15 protein-coding genes are annotated in these 17,579 nt (G+C 37.8%); 10 read left to right on the forward strand and 5 right to left on the reverse strand.

All coding sequences use genetic code 11. The features are described from left to right. Nucleotides 1-280: 280 nt before the first annotated feature. The 8 genes from AC3A54_RS09390 (at nucleotide 281) to AC3A54_RS09425 (ending at nucleotide 7,923) form a co-directional block, all read left to right on the forward strand. Nucleotides 281-1,666 (forward strand): YheC/YheD family endospore coat-associated protein, encoded by a 1,386-nt coding sequence (locus AC3A54_RS09390; protein WP_487654248.1) that lies wholly within the window; start codon nucleotides 281-283, stop codon nucleotides 1,664-1,666. After that, nucleotides 1,663-2,766 (forward strand): YheC/YheD family endospore coat-associated protein, encoded by a 1,104-nt coding sequence (locus tag AC3A54_RS09395; RefSeq protein WP_487654249.1) that lies wholly within the window; start codon nucleotides 1,663-1,665, stop codon nucleotides 2,764-2,766. The genes AC3A54_RS09390 and AC3A54_RS09395 overlap by 4 nt, the downstream gene beginning before the upstream one ends. Beyond that, complete coding sequence (locus AC3A54_RS09400) at nucleotides 2,744-4,108, forward strand: YheC/YheD family endospore coat-associated protein (protein WP_487654250.1); 1,365 nt, start codon at nucleotides 2,744-2,746, stop codon at nucleotides 4,106-4,108. The genes AC3A54_RS09395 and AC3A54_RS09400 overlap by 23 nt, the downstream gene beginning before the upstream one ends. Then, nucleotides 4,105-5,145, forward strand: a complete 1,041-nt coding sequence (locus AC3A54_RS09405) for a YheC/YheD family endospore coat-associated protein (RefSeq protein WP_487654251.1) — start codon at nucleotides 4,105-4,107, stop codon at nucleotides 5,143-5,145. The genes AC3A54_RS09400 and AC3A54_RS09405 overlap by 4 nt, the downstream gene beginning before the upstream one ends. 78 nt (nucleotides 5,146-5,223) lie before the next feature. Continuing rightward, nucleotides 5,224-5,433, forward strand: coding sequence for a YheE family protein (locus AC3A54_RS09410; RefSeq protein ID WP_487654252.1), 210 nt, complete (start codon nucleotides 5,224-5,226; stop codon nucleotides 5,431-5,433). Between the two features lie 62 nt (nucleotides 5,434-5,495). Next, on the forward strand, nucleotides 5,496-5,687 hold the full coding sequence (locus AC3A54_RS09415) for a hypothetical protein (protein WP_487654253.1): 192 nt from the start codon (nucleotides 5,496-5,498) through the stop codon (nucleotides 5,685-5,687). A 120-nt stretch (nucleotides 5,688-5,807) separates the two neighbouring features. Beyond that, on the forward strand, nucleotides 5,808-6,713 hold the full coding sequence (locus tag AC3A54_RS09420; protein WP_487654254.1) for a PucR family transcriptional regulator: 906 nt from the start codon (nucleotides 5,808-5,810) through the stop codon (nucleotides 6,711-6,713). Between the two features lie 109 nt (nucleotides 6,714-6,822). After that, nucleotides 6,823-7,923, forward strand: coding sequence for an ABC transporter ATP-binding protein (locus AC3A54_RS09425; RefSeq protein ID WP_308080649.1), 1,101 nt, complete (start codon nucleotides 6,823-6,825; stop codon nucleotides 7,921-7,923). Between the two features lie 43 nt (nucleotides 7,924-7,966). On the opposite strand, the gene AC3A54_RS09430 is transcribed toward AC3A54_RS09425, so the two are convergent. Then, a complete protein-coding gene (locus tag AC3A54_RS09430) occupies nucleotides 7,967-8,140 on the reverse strand; it encodes a hypothetical protein (protein WP_309866058.1) in 174 nt (57 codons plus the stop codon). 348 nt (nucleotides 8,141-8,488) lie between these two features. On the opposite strand from AC3A54_RS09430, the gene AC3A54_RS09435 reads away from it, so the two are divergent. Next, nucleotides 8,489-8,695 carry an alpha/beta-type small acid-soluble spore protein gene (locus AC3A54_RS09435; protein ID WP_308080650.1) on the forward strand — a complete coding sequence of 69 codons (207 nt, stop codon included), beginning with the start codon at nucleotides 8,489-8,491 and terminating at the stop codon, nucleotides 8,693-8,695. A 70-nt stretch (nucleotides 8,696-8,765) separates the two neighbouring features. Here the strand turns inward: AC3A54_RS09435 and fumC are convergent, their stop codons facing one another. Further along, complete coding sequence (gene fumC / locus AC3A54_RS09440; protein WP_487654255.1) at nucleotides 8,766-10,145, reverse strand: class II fumarate hydratase; 1,380 nt, start codon at nucleotides 10,143-10,145, stop codon at nucleotides 8,766-8,768. Nucleotides 10,146-10,437: 292 nt separating this feature from the next. Between fumC and AC3A54_RS09445 the strand changes: the two genes are divergently transcribed. Beyond that, nucleotides 10,438-11,058 (forward strand): NAD(P)-dependent oxidoreductase, encoded by a 621-nt coding sequence (locus tag AC3A54_RS09445; protein WP_487654256.1) that lies wholly within the window; start codon nucleotides 10,438-10,440, stop codon nucleotides 11,056-11,058. A gap of 42 nt (nucleotides 11,059-11,100) precedes the next feature. Here AC3A54_RS09445 and AC3A54_RS09450 read toward each other — a convergent pair whose 3' ends face one another. The 3 genes from AC3A54_RS09450 to AC3A54_RS09460 all read right to left on the reverse strand — a co-directional run bounded on the left by AC3A54_RS09450 (nucleotide 11,101) and on the right by AC3A54_RS09460 (nucleotide 17,497). Beyond that, nucleotides 11,101-13,116: an ABC transporter ATP-binding protein gene (locus AC3A54_RS09450; protein WP_487654257.1), complete on the reverse strand. Its 2,016-nt coding sequence runs from the start codon at nucleotides 13,114-13,116 to the stop codon at nucleotides 11,101-11,103. After that, entirely contained in the window at nucleotides 13,113-14,870 is a 1,758-nt protein-coding gene (locus AC3A54_RS09455; protein WP_487654258.1) for an ABC transporter ATP-binding protein, read from the reverse strand. The genes AC3A54_RS09450 and AC3A54_RS09455 overlap by 4 nt, the downstream gene beginning before the upstream one ends. A gap of 596 nt (nucleotides 14,871-15,466) precedes the next feature. Further along, on the reverse strand, nucleotides 15,467-17,497 hold the full coding sequence (locus AC3A54_RS09460; protein ID WP_487654259.1) for a transglycosylase domain-containing protein: 2,031 nt from the start codon (nucleotides 17,495-17,497) through the stop codon (nucleotides 15,467-15,469). Nucleotides 17,498-17,579: the final 82 nt, after the last annotated feature.

The following is a 17,579-nucleotide window of genomic DNA, read 5'->3' on the forward strand; positions in this document are numbered from 1 at the left end:
GCGAGCGGTTCGTGGGCGTTTCGGCGAGCCTCCTCGGCGCTCACGCCTGCGGGGTCTCCCCTGAACCGTACTCCCACAGGAGTCTTCGCGACTTCCGCTCCAATCAACAGAGTATAAAAATCAACAATGATCTTCAACACAGCCTTTAATATAACAATTCCTAACAACTATAACAAACTATTCCGATAAACGCGAGAATGTTAAAATCACCTTACCGATTGAATGAACATACCATACTATATCAGCAAATACCCAGAAGCCTAGTAAATGAGGAGTGTGTATGTCAGTTCCGTTAATCCCCATTACGATGATTCCAACAAAAATAGATAATGAAAACAAGTACCTTTTACAAATGTCAGATACACTGGTTGCTCAACTACAATTAAATAAAGGGCAGCTTCTAAAAGTAACGATCGGACAAAAAACAATAACCATGTACGTGCAGCAAATCGCAGGAGCAGTGAACGAATTATTTTTATCTGAATCTACTCTCGAAGAATTTTATCTTCCAATTAGAAAATTTACATTACAAGCCATGTATCAACCGGACAATCAAGAACTGACCCTCGGACCTATCATTGGTTTATTAACCAATTTACCTTCCACTAACACTAGTGACATTCATTTTCGTTCCATCCATGCCTTCTGTGAAGAGCTGCATCAGGAAGTAACTGATCGTGGTGGGTTCTTTTACGTGTTTACTTATGATCAACCTATGGGCCAAGGGTATTATTTTGAAAATGGAAAATGGACCTTAGCTAAACTACCTTTACCAAATGTGATTTATAACCGTATACACTCTAGAAGACTCGAGAAACAGAAGTCCTACCTAGATTTTCGCCAAAGACTCGAACAATTGATGATTCCTTTATTTAATGACCGCTTTCTTTCAAAATGGGAAATTTACGAACATGTAAAGGAAGAAAATCAGCTTACTCCTTTTATTCCGGAGACTAAACTCTTTTCTAAAGATCATCTGAAAGAGTTCGCTAATAAATATCAGACGATATTTCTAAAGCCTATCCATGGAAGTCAAGGAAGAAACATTATTAAAATAATCAAAAATACTGAAGAAAACCACTATACACTTCAAACCTCCTTATCCGTTCCGTTTAAAAATTTGTTAGCACAATATACTATTGAAGAGATTTATCAACTTTTAAAACCCATACTTAATAATCGAATCTATATTATTCAGCAGGGTATTGACTTATTCACCCACAATTCTTGTGCAGTGGACTTTAGAGTCTTGTGCCACAAAAACTTAAATGACAATTGGAAGGTAACTTCAACAGTTGCGCGAATTGCAGCAGAACAGGAATTTGTGTCCAATATCGCAAGAGGGGGAACCATTACGAGACCTATATATGCTTTACAGAATGGGATGACTCAAAAAAAGGCGGTAGAGGCTATTACCCTTATGAAGGAATTAGCAATTGAGACTGCTTCAGTCATTAGCCGACATACTGAAGGTTTGTTTGGCGAACTTGGAATTGATATAGGCATAGATCAAGCTGGTAAACCGTGGTTAATTGAAGTAAATTCTAAGCCTTCCAAGAACTTTGAGGATGGCTTAGGAAAAATTAGACCGTCTGCCAAAGCAATCATTCAATTTTGCACAGAACTTGCTTTTGACTTTGCGGTAGTGAAGGAGGATTTTACTTGATTACGCTTGGAATAATGACTTTAACTATGGATAGTGAACAGTCTTATATTAACGATATAGCTCGTCATGCGAAAGTATGCCAAATGGAGGTTTTCCGGTTCTCTCCATCCCTGATTGATCCACACACGCTTATGGTTAACGGGAGAAAATATCACCCAATAGACCAATCCTGGGTCGAATGTGAATGTCCTATTCCAACCATTATTTATGATCGATGTTTTTACGGTGATGATGACCATTCCAAACAATGCATGCCAATTGTCTCCTGGCTAAAATGCAGACAGGAGATTACTTTTTTAGGATATGGATTACCAAATAAACTTGAATTATATCATTCATTGAAAGAAACACTTCTTTCTTCCTACCTTCCTGTAAGTCAAGCCGTGTCAGAACCATCCATAATCATACAAAAATTATCTTCCATTCAAAGAATTATTTTAAAGCCAGTTAACGGGTCACAAGGGTACGGTATTTATTACTTAAAGAGGAATGACAAAACCTATCAAGTAAAAACAGAAAAGAACAAAGAAATTATTACGCGGATTTTTCCAAATGAAACGAAACTTCTTCTTTGGCTAAACACATTGCTAAAAAAGCATAAGTATCTACTACAACCATACCTAGAGTTAACCAATAATGAATTACAGCCATTCGATATACGCGTTCTTCTTCAAAAAAATGAAAAAGGCGGTTGGGTTGAACGTGGCAGAGGGGTTCGTGTAGGCAGTACTGGGGGAATCTTATCAAACTTAAGTGCCGGTGGCTCGGTGTTCCCTTTTAATACCTGGCTAAAAACGATACCCACTATAACTGCCGAGTATATCCGCCAAGAATTAAATTATATTCTCACGAACCTCCCATCCATTTTAGAACAAGAATTTATGCCTTTATTTGAAATTGGAGTGGATATAGGCGTGGCAAAAAATGGAGGGTTATGGATTCTTGATATGAATTCAAAACCAGGAAGAAAAGTTCTTTTACAAACCCAACCAAATGTTCAAGAGGTACTCTCGCGCGCTCCCCTTCTTTATGGAAAATACCTTTCTCAGTCGGAAGAAACAGAAAGGAAGATCTATTATGAGAAAACATTATCTCATTGAGGTAGTTGATAATGACCAAATGGTTGTTTTTTGTCCATCAGCTTTAATTCGAGACAAACAAATAAAAAGTATTGCTTTTGGTTCAAAATCTGTGGAGGTTGATTTTCTTCCACATCCAGACAATGAAGAGACAATCGTAATGAGTCGGAGAATTCAAAAAGCCATTCAGCTTCCCTCCTTTAAGGTTCCCCTTCATGCGTTCATAGACAATCAAATCCTCTCCATCGGTCCACTTGTGGGCATATTTACGGCAGGTTTTACAACCGATCCATTCCTTCCAATGGGTGACAGGACGACTTTTTTTGCAAAACTGCTCTCTGTTAATAAAACCGTAGGTGCCCTGCCTTTTGTCTTTGGAGAGCAGCATATTAATTGGGAACATGGAACGATTGAGGGGTATTTTTATCATCAACATTCATGGGAAACAGTGGATGTGCCGTTTCCAAATGTAATTTACGACCGCCTTCCCAATCGGAGAAGTGAAGGAAATCCTAAACTAATTATGGTTAGGGACAGATTGCAAAAGGAATATCTCATTCCGTGGTACAATCCAGGATTCTTTAATAAGCTTGATATTTACGAGCGACTTCAACAGGACACATCTGTGACAAGCTATCTTCCTGAAACCTTTCCTTTTATCTCATTTTCTATTATTGAAATCATGTTATCCAAATATGGTCATATTTTTATAAAGCCCAAAAATGGCAGCCTAGGATTAGGTGTTCATCAAATTATCTATGACAAATTAACGGACGATTATTATATTCGATACCAGGACAGAGAAGGAACAAACCGCTTGCGTAAATTCTCTACTATTGAAAAACTATTCAACTCTGTTTTTGCGAATCAACCGCTTGAAAACATGATAGTTCAACAAGGCATTCACTTGCTCAGAAACGAACAGCGTTCTATAGACTTTCGTGTTCATACGAATAAAGATGAATTTGGGAAATGGCATATGACCGCGATTGCTGCAAAAATTGCTGGTCCGGGCAGCGTGACAACACATACCAGAAGTGGTGGGGAAATTAAAACACTTGAAGAGATTTTTCCGAAAGAAGAATGCAATTTATACACAGAAAAGTTGTCTACCGCAGCTCTGATGCTCAGTTCGGCTCTTGATCAAGTAATTGAAGGAATTATTGGTGAGATTGGATTTGATTTAGGGATTGATCGCAATGGAGAGGTTTGGCTTTTTGAAGCAAATTCAAAACCAGGCCGTTCCATTTTTAGTCATCCTGAATTAGAGGAGTTTGATTTGCTAACCCGTAAGCTTTCGATTGCATTCGCCGTTTTTCTTACCGAGCAATCTTTGTTACACCCTGAGGAACTTTTCAAATGATTTCTAAAAGTGAGCGTCCACTGATTGGAATTATGACTGCAAAAAAAGCAAATGGAACGTTAGCGGGTAATGGACTCCTCTTTATAGAATTACAAAAAAAGCTTATTTCATTAAACGGAATAAGCTTTGTTTTTACTCCAGAGGATGTAGACGAAGAACGAATCATTGGCTATTCCTACTCCCTTGAAAAAAAATGCTGGAAAAAAGAAACATTCCCCTATCCAGCTCTAGTTTATAATCGCATTCCCTTTCGAAAATCAGAACAAGACGTACCAAGTCAAAGATTTTTTTCTATGTTAAAAGAAAAAAAGATTCCGTATTTTAATCCTGGTTTTATCGACAAGTATGAGCTCTATGAACTGTTAAAAAATCATGATGTCCTTCACCGCTTCCTACCACAAACAATACAGGTCAATCACAGGCAGGAATTGGCTTTCTTTCTAAACAAACATACAAGCATTTATTTAAAACCAGCACAATCAGCAAAAGGAAAAGGCATCTTTCGCTTAAAACGGATTGGCCCGGAACAACTCCAGTTTGATTCCATTCAAATGACTGAAAATTTTCGTTCCTTAGATGACTTTTGGGAGAAATGGAGTAAGGAACTGCTCGACAAAAACTATTTGGCACAGGAAGAAATACAATCTGCAAAATATGAAGGGGCCCGATTTGATTTTCGTATTCTAGCCCATGCAGAATATGATACCTATATTCTTACTGGAGTTGGCATTAGGCAATCCCACAAACAAGTCATTACCACGCATATACCATCTGGAGGAAAACTCCTTCCATATAAGCTACTGCAATCAGAGGAACATGATCAATTCTTTCAACTGATTGTCCCTTATATCGGCAACGCATTATCAACCAAGTTTGGCTATTTCGGTGAATTTTCTATTGATGCCTGCATTAGTGAAGATGGTGAGTATTATATCTATGAGGTAAACTCGAAACCGATGAGTTTCGATGAACGGCATATTGAAGATAGAAAAATAGAACAGCTTTGCCGCCTATTTCTTCAGTTGATAAAAAATTAACTGAAAATTATATTTAAATACTCATTCTTTAAAGGTAATCTATAGTTAAGGTAACTTTAATAAATGGGGGTTATTAGCATGATTATGCACTTTCAGTTCAAACCGTTATTTGATAATAAGAATATTCCTGGTTGGAATTTTTCCTTTTACTATAAAAAACAAAGATATACAGGCATATATCATCAGACAGGAAAGGTAGAATGGACAACAAACACTCCTGAACAAGAAGAGATTGAGTCCCTAACGAGCCAAATTCATGAGTTAATGCTTTATCATGTGTACGAATAATTCTGAATGAAAATGTTTCCTTTCCATAAACTATTGTTAGAAATGTGGAAAGGACTGGTGAAATGAAAGGAAGAAAAAATAATCCAGCAGATCAGGGTTCTGCCTATGAGGGTCGGGATCAGGCATTTGTTGATGTGGACCGGATGATTAATGAGGGTCTCTCCGGTGGGTCGGTGCATTCTCGCTATGAATCAACAAATATTGAAGAAGCACGTGAACTCCCTGAAGAGCAACCACCATATGAATGTGATTAAATTAAAAGAGAAAGAGCTGACCTCAAATAAAAGGTTCAGCTTTTTTTATTGTCCTCCTACCTTTGTTATAATAAAAGGAAATAAAAATTATATAGAAAATCTAAATAAGGGAACTAAACTATGCTAAAAAAATTATTGTTACTATATGAGAATTCCATTTTGTTTACTGAAAAACCAAAGAATCCACCTGACCAATTATATGTTTTTTTTAATGACATAGGAGATGAATGGATTGGAATCCCCAAGAATGAGATCAGCGATAAGGAATTAACCCTATTAAAAACCATTTATACATTAGTTGATTATCAAACAACATTTGTCCAATCGCCTGCTAAGGGCTGGTATGATTTTTTATTGTTAGACGGGCCTCTTCCCATATTTCCATCTGATAGCTATGGTCGATTCATTCAGTTTCATATTAACAATAGCGATGTTAGTCAGATAGAAATGGAATCGGCTTTAAAAGGTTTTTTCACGGAAGAGGTCAACATCGTCTGGGAAAGCAGCCGGCGAGGAATTGTCATTGAAGAAAAAAAACAGGTATCTTTATCAGAAGAAGAATTAATATCCATGTCGGAAACATTGGAAAGTGATTTTTATGTAAAAACCTCTTTTTTCATTGGGAAATTCCATCCCATTTCAGAGCAGCTCCGGTTAAGATTTCTTCAGGAGAAGGAATATTTTTCTTTTGGAATGTCTTATTTAGGAACACATGATATCTTTACTTTTGAACATATATTTCCAGCTTATTTAGCTGCCCACTTGCCCATGGAATTAAAGAATAGAGGCATTCAGGGAATCTCAGAAGTATTTACTGAAGACCAAGACTTGTTCTCGACTATAAAAGTTTTTCTAGAAAGCAATTTAAATGCGAGTTTGACGGCTAAAAAATTGTATATTCACAGGAATACGCTCCAATATCGTATCGATAAATTTCACGAGAAAACAGGGATAGGTTTAAAGGATTTTTATGGAGCCTTTACGGTTTTCTTAGCCTGTCTACTTTTTGAACAAAACCATAAATAATAACAATGTGCCTAAAAAAAGCGTTTTCATCTTTGTGCAACTTGTCTATTCTGATTCTTTCACTTTACCTGTAAACTAGGTTTATCAAAAGTACTAGGAGGAATCACTAGTGGCAGAACTTAAATTAGACCATATTTATAAAATTTATGATAACAAGGTAACAGCTGTTCAAGATTTCAATTTACACATCGAAGACAAGGAATTTATCGTATTCGTTGGACCATCTGGTTGTGGTAAGTCAACTACACTTCGAATGATTGCAGGACTTGAAGATATTTCAAAAGGTGATTTTTTCATTGATGGAAAAAGAGTAAACGACGTAGCTCCAAAGGATCGTGACATCGCGATGGTTTTCCAAAACTACGCTCTTTATCCACACATGACTGTATATGATAACATGGCTTTCGGTTTAAAACTACGTAAATTCCCTAAGGATGAAATTGACCGTCGTGTCAAAGAAGCAGCAAAAATTCTAGGATTAGAAGCTTACTTAACACGTAAACCAAAAGCTCTTTCAGGTGGTCAGCGTCAGCGTGTTGCTCTAGGACGTGCGATCGTGCGTGATGCAAAAGTATTCTTAATGGACGAACCATTATCAAACCTTGATGCAAAGCTTCGTGTACAAATGCGTGCCGAAATTGCAAAGTTACACCGCCGTTTAGATACAACAACTATTTATGTTACTCACGACCAAACAGAAGCCATGACAATGGCGACAAGATTAGTCGTTATGAAAGACGGGATCATTCAGCAAGTAGGTTCACCAAAAGAAGTGTATGAAAAGCCTGAAAATGTGTTCGTAGGTGGATTCATTGGTTCTCCTGCTATGAACTTCTTTAATGGTAAACTAGAAGACGGTAAGTTTGTCATTGGGAAAAATTCAATCGCTGTTCCAGAAGGAAAAATGAAATTCCTTCGTGAGCAAGGCTATGTAGGAAAGTCAATTATCCTTGGGGTTCGCCCAGAAGATATTCATGATGAGCCAGTGTTCATTGATGCTTCTGTAGGTACAAAAATCTCAGCAACAATTGACGTAGCTGAATTAACAGGCGCAGAATTAATGGTTTATTCATCTCTTAGTGACCAAGATTTTGTCGCACGCCTTGATTCTCGTGCAGATGTCCACCCTGGCGATACAGTAGACCTTGCATTTGATTTAAACAAAGCCCATTTCTTTGATGCTGATTCAGAATTTAGAATCCGCCCATAATGTTTTTAATGAATCAAGAGGCTGACTCATTGGGGTCAGCCTCTTATTCTTTTATGAAAATAAGTTCATCGTTATCACAGACTGGACACCGGTATAGATGAGGGCATTTCTGTCCAGAATGGGAATCAGGGTACCCGTCTTCCATTTTCATTAAATCAATCTCCATATATGGGCTATAATCATCGTAATAATCACTTAGCCTCCCACTTTCCATCATTGGATTTCCACACTTTGTACACAATAAATAAACTTCCCTCAAGCCATTACATACTGGGCAGATTGACATATGCTTCACCCTTTTATTTATGATTAATCTTAGTTTGCGTTAGATTAACCGCCCTATGTAATGGAATAAATTACTAATTAATATCTCGAATAAGTCCTCAAGAATGATTCATAATAAACATTACAAAGCAACACAACAAAGCAACACAAACAAAGCAACACAAACAAAGCGGTGGATGAAACAAACAACCATTTATAATATGGGTTAGGCCTAAGGTGGCAATATTATGGTTCAATTCCATACTGACCCCAAAATTATTAAGAGGAGTGTTATTCAACTATGGCAAGTAACAACAACTCTAATCAACTTTTAGTACCAGGCGTAGAGCAAGCATTAAGTCAAATGAAGTATGAAATCGCATCTGAATTTGGTGTAAACCTTGGTGCAGATACTACTTCACGTGCTAACGGATCTGTAGGTGGAGAAATCACTAAGCGTCTAGTTGCAATGGCTGAGTCTCAACTTGGCGGCGGGTTCCAACGCTAATTTTTAGTAAAACCAAAACAAATTAATAATATGGCTAAGCCCTCTCCTTTCTGGAGAGGGCTTTCACATTTCACACCATATTATCAGGCTTAATCCATTCTTCAAACTGTTCTGATGTAACGTATCCCGTGTTTATTGCTGCTTCTCTTAAGGAGCTATTTTCATTAAAGGCAAGCTTGGCAATTTCTGCCGCCTTTTCATAACCGATATGAGGATTTAAGGCTGTCACTAGCATGAGTGATCGTTCCACATGTTCCTTGATGACCGCCTCGTTTGCTTCTAGCCCAACCACACAATTTTTGTTAAAGGATCTGAGTCCATCAGTCAGCAGCATGACTGATTGAATTAAGTTATAGATAATAACTGGCTTAAACACATTTAATTCAAAATTTCCTTGGCTTGCTGCAAAGCCAATTGTTGCATCATTTCCAAACACTTGGCATGCAATCATCGTTAAGGCCTCAGTCTGAGTTGGATTTACTTTTCCCGGCATAATCGAACTCCCTGGCTCATTGGCTGGAATGCAGATTTCCCCGATACCACTTCTCGGCCCACTTGCCAGCCATCGTACATCATTGGCAATTTTCATTAAATCGGCAGCTAAAGCTTTTAGGGCTCCATGAACAAAGACAATTTCATCATGACTAGTTAATGCATGGAATTTATTTTCTGATGAACGGAATGAGTAGCCCGTTAGTTGTTTCAGCTGCTCAGCCACCATCTGACCAAATTGAGGGTCCGCATTAATTCCTGTACCTACTGCCGTACCTCCTACTGCTAAGTCAAGTAAATATTGATTTGCTTCCTTAATCATCTTTTCATTTTTCTCAAGCATATATCTCCAGCCGCTAATCTCTTGTCCCAGTGTCAATGGAGTTGCGTCTTGTAAATGGGTTCTTCCAATCTTAACAATCTTTGCAAAAGCTTTTTCTTTCTCTATTAACGTATTTTTAAGTTCTATTATTGTCGGTAAAAGTTTCTCGGTAATCATCATATACGATGCAATATGCATGGCTGCTGGGAAGGTGTCGTTAGAACTTTGTGACTTATTAACATCATCATTAGGATGTATTTTCTCAAGGATTTCTTGCTCTTCTAACCACTTGTTTCCAAGATAAGCTATTACCTCATTAACATTCATGTTGGATTGGGTGCCACTACCTGTTTGCCAAACAACTAATGGAAAATGTTCATCATATGTGCCTTTAAGGATTTCATCACATACATAATCTATTGCTTTCTGTTTTGCTTCGCTGAGCTTTCCTAGCCTATAATTGACCAGTGCTGCTGTCTTTTTTATAAAAGTGAGCCCATAGATTAGTTCTAAGGGCATTTTCTCGATACCAATTTTGAAGTTCTCTCGGCTCCTTTGTGTTTGTGCCCCCCAAAATTTATCAATTGGGACTCGTACCTCACCAAGCGTATCCTTTTCTAATCGGAAGTCCTCCATTATCTTCACCCCACTATTTTTACTCATCCATTATGTATACCCAATTTTACCCAAATTATTATAATAAAAAAACTGCGGACATTTTGCCCACAGCCTATGCTTTATAAATCGTATATCCGATATAATAAGAAAGAATTAAAAAACTACCGATTAACAGTACAACTGAATACTCACCCATATCCATCCCACCTTACATAATAATTTAAATACCTAAACATTTTTAAATTATCATAGAAAAACCGATGAACAAGTGATAGAAGTTACACTTTAGTGAATGAGGAGTGAATTTTTTGTGAACATTTGCCTTTTAGGTGCAACAGGTAGAGTTGGATCTGTAATTCTGGAGAATGCCCTGGAACACAAGTTATCTGTAAAAGTACTCGTTAGAGACCGATCTAAATTACAAGTAACGTCTGATGGCCTTACTATGAGGGAAGGGAATGTTTTAAATGAGAAGGATCTTGCCTTAACCATGATGGGAAGTACCGTGGTTATAAGTGCACTGAATACAGATAAAAGTTCAACTCTTTCAGAATCGATGCCACTAATTATTAAACAAATGAAGCACCATGGAATTAAACGAATAATTACAGTTGGTACTGCTGGAATTCTTCAAGCACGGTCTGCTCCACATCTCTACCGCTTTCAATCTTCGGAGTCCAAGCGAAAGAGCACACGGGATGCAGAAGAACATCTGAAGGCATATTTATTACTCAAGGATTCCGGCCTTGAGTGGACCATTGTCTGCCCTACTTATTTACCCATAGGAGAAAGGGTAGGACAGTACAGGTATGAAAAGGACTTCCTTCCGGAGAATCCATCTTCCATTTCGATTTATGACACCGGGGATTTCACCTTTCAGCAGATTTTTTCCAATGAATTTATAGGAGCTAGGGTGGGGTTAACGTATTAAAAAAAGTGGAGTAACCAAATTCGGTTACTCCCTTTACACATGTTATCCTGCTAACTCCGAACTTCCCTGCTGAAGTTGATACATCTGATAATATTTACCTTTACTGGCCATAAGCTCCTCATGATTGCCTTTCTCCACAATAACCCCTCGGTCTAACACCAAAATTTGGTCTGCATTCCGAATAGTTGATAATCGATGAGCAATGATAAAAGTGGTTCTCCCCTTCTTAAGGACATCCATTGCTTCTTGAATGAGTGCTTCTGTTTCAGTATCAATACTTGAAGTCGCCTCATCGAGGATAAGGATGGCGGGATTAAATGCTAAGGCCCGGGCAAAGGATATTAACTGCCGCTGACCACTTGAGAGAGTACTTCCCTTTTCAATCACTGGTTCATCAAAACCATGTTCTAGATTTCTAAACACTTTATCCGCCCCAACATCTCTAAGTGCTTTTTCCACCGTTTCCCTTGAAATGGAAGGATCGTTTAGGCTTACGTTTGAAGCAATAGTTCCGGTAAACAAGTAAGGGTCCTGTAAGACAATCCCCATATGGTTCCTAATGGTTTGGCGAGGAATAGTTTTAATATCCTTTCCATCAATGGTTATCTGCCCTTTCTGAACATCATAAAAGCGGAAAAGTAAGTTCATAATGGAGCTTTTTCCGGAACCAGTATGACCTACTAAAGCAATCGTTTCACCATGGGTCGCCTCAAAGTCAATGCTCTTTAATACATATTCTCCTTCTTTATAACCAAAAGAAACATGATCGAACTTTACATTTCCTTTAAAGCGATCAGTTCTCACATTGCTAACATCTTCCCCAGGTTCATCCATTAATTTAAACACCCGTTCACCTGCAACTAATGCCTGTTCTAAGTTAGCTAATTGATTGACAATCCCTTGAACCGGCTGAAACAAACGATTAATGTAATCGACAAAAGCATATAGCACCCCTAAGGAAATAACGTTAGCTGGGAGCAGTGCTTGTGCACCAAAATACCAGATGAAGGCTACAAATACTAAATTCCTTAATATCCCGACTAAATTATGTGAGGTTAAGCTATTCAAGCTTAATAATTTATTTTGATAGTGAAAATGTTCTTGGTTAAGCTTTTCAAACTCTTCTTTTGTATCCCTTTCTCTGCTAAATGCTTGAATAATGCTCATTCCCTGGATTGATTCATTAATCATCGCATTTATATCACTGTTTCTTGATCGTATGACACGGTTATATTTCGCTGCATACTTTCTGTAAATTATAGTCCAAGCATATAAGATAGGTAATAATAATAAACAAATCGCAGCAAGTTTTACATTTAGAATGAACAAAGCTGCATAAATCCCTGTAATATAAATGGCACTTGTAAAAAATGTGGCTAAAACTGTGACGTAAAGCTCTCTTATTGCTTCTGTATCATTTGTGATCCGTGCCACCACTTTACCGGCGGGAAGGGTATCAAAGTATTGAATAGGTAATCGTTGAATCTGTCCAAAAACATCCTCACGCATCTTTTGAATAATACGGTTAGCTGACTTTTTCAAGAAAAACCGTTCACCATATTGAAAAATAGCTGACAGTACTAAAAGACCAAAATAGAGAGCTAATAGTTGAAAGATACTCGGAATTTCCGGCTGATAAAATGCTAATAATTCAGAACCAGTCAGGATTTCCACCTGATATTCAGCCTTATTTTTTCCTTTTTGAATAGTAAGCTTTTCTCCCTTTAAGCTTCTTTTTCCATCGAATTCAAGCTTTTGGTCTACGAATACAAATGTTGAATTCACCTGCAAAATACGAATGGGTTTCCCTTTTTCTTGATTGGTAGTGTGATATTTCTCTCTTATATAATATTTCCCATTAAATTTGACAGCCTTTTTGCCCGCTTTTGTTTCATACCAAATGGACTCAATCCCTAAAATATGCTGATCAATGATATTTTTTGCAATAAACGGTCCAGCCAAATCAGTTACAACCGAGATGGTCAGCATGAACAATGCAGCAACAATAATTTTCTTATAACCCAAAGCATATTTAACTAAACGACGTCCTGTTGTCATGCTGTCACCTCATTCTCTACTATATTTTCAATCTGCTGGCGTAAAAATTGTTCCTTATACCACCCGTCTTTTTCTAAAAGCTGTTCATGTGTTCCTTCTTCGATAATCCGGCCTTCGTCCAAGACTAAAATATGATCGGCATGCTGTACTGCTGACATTCGATGAGTAGTAATAATGGTCGTTTTTTCTTTTCTTACTTCACGTATATTCTCTATGATTCTTTTTTCCGTTTTTGCATCTACCGCTGACAAGGAATCATCTAGAATAAGAATTTCTGGATTTCTAATTAATGCCCTCGCAATGGATATCCTTTGTTTTTGCCCACCAGATAAAGCGACTCCTTTTTCACCAACGAGTGTATTTAGACCTTCAGGAAGCATGTCTAGGTCTTTACGAAAGGCAGCTAAATCTATAGCCGTATCTAAATCTTTCTCACTCGCCTCTCGTCTTCCAAAAAGAATATTTTCTCTCACACTTTTTGAAAAAAGCACATGATCCTGAGGAACATAGCCTATCCAATGGCGAATCTGGTTAAGTTTTTGTTGCTCTAACGAAACATTGGATATGGACAACTCCCCTGATCCTAATGGGTATTGCCTTAATAATTGTTTAATAAAAGTGGTCTTTCCGCTACCCGTTTTCCCAACAATCCCTAATGTTTGCCCTTGGAACAGCTCAACATTTACATTGATAAGATTATCCTCCTTAGAAGACGGATAACGGAAGGTAACCTCTTTATAGTCAATTCGACTAGGTTCTGATACTTCAACCGCTTGAACTGGATTTTCCACATCCTCTTTGTAACTGAGAGTCTCATTAACACGATCTAGCGAGGCATTTCCACGCTGCATGACATTAATTAACTCTCCTATTGCAAACATCGGCCAAATTAGCATTCCTAAGTAAACATTAAAGGAAACAAGATTTCCTAATGTAATCGCTTGGTGGAAAACTAGATAGGCTCCATATCCAAGTCCAATTAAATAACTAATTCCAACAAGCACTTTGATAGTTGGGTCAAACAATGAATCAATCTTTGCTACTCTGATATTTTTTTCATACACATCTTCCGTTAATTGATGGAATCGCTCACAATCAGCCTTTTCTTGAACATAGGCCCGAATCACCCTTACTCCAGCGATTGATTCTAAGACACTGTCATTGAGCTCACCAAAAGAATCTTGGGCTTCCATAAAGCGAGTATGCAGTCTTTTTCCATACATTTTCATTAGTAGTGCCATTATGGGGAGTGGAATAATGGCAGCTAAAGTTAGCTTCCAACTAATCATAAGTCCCATCGTGATAAGTAGAGTCAACATCCAGACACTTGAATCAACAAGGGTTAATATTCCAAATCCAGCTGTAATCGAAATAGCCTTTAGGTCATTAGTGGCACGTGCCATTAAATCACCTGTACGGTTTTGTTCGTAAAAGGCTGGTGTCATCTTTAACAAATGGTTCATAAAACGGGACCTTAGCTTTCTCTCAACTAAAAAGGCTCCTCCAAACAATTGATACATCCATATATAGGTGATAGCATAGGAGCTTACCATGATGATTAAAAGAATACTAAGATAGTGTATAATTTTTTCTTTATTCATTACACTGATATGAATATCATCGATTGCCATACCAATTATTTTTGGCGGTATTACGTCTAGAAGACCTACTAAAATCAATAGCGTCACAGCTACCACATATCGTTTCCAATTCTCTTTAAAGAACCAGCTTAATTTTTTTAATACCGAAAACATTTCCGAATTCCTCCTTTTGTTAACCTATCCGCCTTCTGTCTCCTTTTTTGTGTGTGCTAGTCTCACTTCTGAAATGATTAACATCGTTCATTCCTCCTATAAATTAATATTTATAAAGCCTCTGTTAAACTTGTCTGTTGATTTCCGCTCCAGGTGCTTCGCTTTCCGTGGGCGTTTCGGCGAGCCTCCTCGGCGCTTTGCGCCTGCGGGGTCTCCCCTGAACCGTACTCCCACAGGAGTCTTCGCACCTTCCGCTCTAATCAACAGGGTATAAAATTAACAATGTTCATTAACACAGCCTTTATAAAAAAAAGCATACTGCAAATGGTGCAGTATGCCTCCTTTTAAAATGGGACAAAAAAACACAAGTTGCGCAGCGAAGTAAACGCAACCTGTGTTTGGTTTAATCACGTCAAACAGAAAATAATTAACAGAAAATGATTGATGGTAAGGTTACATTCACATATTCAGTTGTTGAATTTAAATTGTTCTTTTTCATGTTGTAACCCTCCATTTCCTTTTTTTCTTCTTTGTTAGATTATCATCGACAGTTTTTAAAGTCAATTCCCATTTTTCAGAATCATTCAAACTTCTAGTTAATGCCCCTTACCTTTCCCTTTATTCTTGTTCTTTTTATCCCACTTTTCCTTTTGTTTATTCCATTTATTTTCCCATTTTTGGACTTCGTTATTAAACTTCTGTTGGATTCCCCATTTACTCTCTTCTTCTTTCTTTTTCTTCTCAATCAAAGTAGAAATATGGGTCACTTTAAAGCTTTGATTAGGTTGGTTTATAAGAGCGTCCGTCATCACTTCACGGAATAACACCGCTGAACCTGTACCGCTTGTTGGAGTTATATAATGACTGGAATCTGTTTTGTCATAGCCAACCCAAAACGCTCCAACTAGTTGAGGGGTATAGCCAACGAACCATTGATCTTTCAACCCATTGATCCCTTTAATTGGCACCTGAGTGGAACCTGTTTTCCCTGCTGTTTCCCTACCAGGTATTTGCGCCGCTTTTCCTGTTCCTTGTTCCACTACACCTAAGAGCATGGTTGTCATATTATCCGTAACTGATTTTGTCGTCACTTTCACTTTCTTTTCTTTCCACTCGGCGACAACCTGACCATCTGCGTCAACAATTTTTTTGATTACATGTGCTTCTATACGGACGCCATTATTAGGAAACACAGAAAAGGCTTCTGCCATATTAAGAGGGGAAACCCCCTTATGCAACCCGCCAAGAGCAAGTGATAGATTACGGTCAGCTTTATCCAAGGAAATACCAAACTTTTTGATTGAATCCAACCCTTTTTGTATCCCAAGTTGATTAAGTAGCCAGACGGCAGAGACATTTTTTGATTCTTTTACTGCCTCATACATCGGTACTTCGCCCTCATATTGATGATCATAATTGCTCGGCTGATAACTTCCGAACTTCATTGGCTCATCCTTTAACATATCAGTAATTTTCCAACCCTCTTCAAGGGCAGGCGTATATACGGCTAAAGGCTTAAAAGAAGACCCTGGTTGTGCTTCCAATTGAGTAGCACGATTATAGCCTCTAAAGGTGTGTTCTCCTCTACCACCGACAAGTCCCCTCACACCACCAGTTTTGGGATCAACGATCACCCCACCACTTTGAACAAGCCGGTCGTTTCCTTTAGGGAACAAGGTATCATTTTCATACGTATTCTCCATCGCTGCTTGCACTTTTGGATCAAGCTCCGTGTAAATTCGGTATCCCCCTGTTAATAAATCATCTTGTGATAAACCATATTGTTTAATTGCTTCCTCTAACACTTGATCAACATAATAAGGGAATTTTCCACGAAACGGGTCCCCACCCTTATCATTCAAGACTACTTCTTCATGGAGAGCTTTTTCATATTCTCCGCTCGAAATAAATCCTTGCTTTTTCATTTGTAATAAGACGATATTACGACGTTCCGTTGCACTTTTCATATGGTCGTACGGATTTAAAGCAGAAGGAGCTTTAATTAAGCCTGCAAGTAATGCAGATTCACTAACTGTTAAATCTTTCACCTCTTTAGCAAAATATTTACTCGCTGCTTGTTTAATTCCATATGCTCCATTTCCAAAATATATTTGATTTAAATACATTTGGAGGATTTCTTGTTTTGAATATTTTCTTTCAACCGCAAGGGATAAGAAAACTTCCTGTATTTTTCGGTTCAATGTTTTTTCAGATGTAAGTAGTGTGTTTTTTGTTAATTGTTGGGTGATTGTACTACCGCCTTCCACCATTCCTCCTGCTTTAAGGTCCCGGAAGAGAGCTCTCGAGGTACCTATCAAATCGACACCATTATGTTGATAGTATCGATGATCCTCGATGGCAACAACAGCATTTTTCATTGACACGGGAACTTCCTTAATAGGAACTCCTTCATTCTTATTAGCTGAAACCTTACTTGCCACTTTCCCATTCACATCATAAAACACTGTGGGCTGTGGCAGTTCATTTTTCAATTTAGATATATCGGCACTATTTGCAAAATAAGAAATGATTCCAAAAAAACCTAGGATGATGATTAATACAAATAAAACTATGAATTGAAGCAAATGCCACTTTTTCCAGTTCTTAAAAATATCTTTGAATATCATTTGATGACTTCCTTCTCTGTAAATTATGACAGGTATAATTTTCGTTGATTCAAAGTTTTTTATGACGGTTTCAAAAAAAATA

It is taken from the genome of Neobacillus sp. Soil_C_43 (assembly GCF_057656715.1).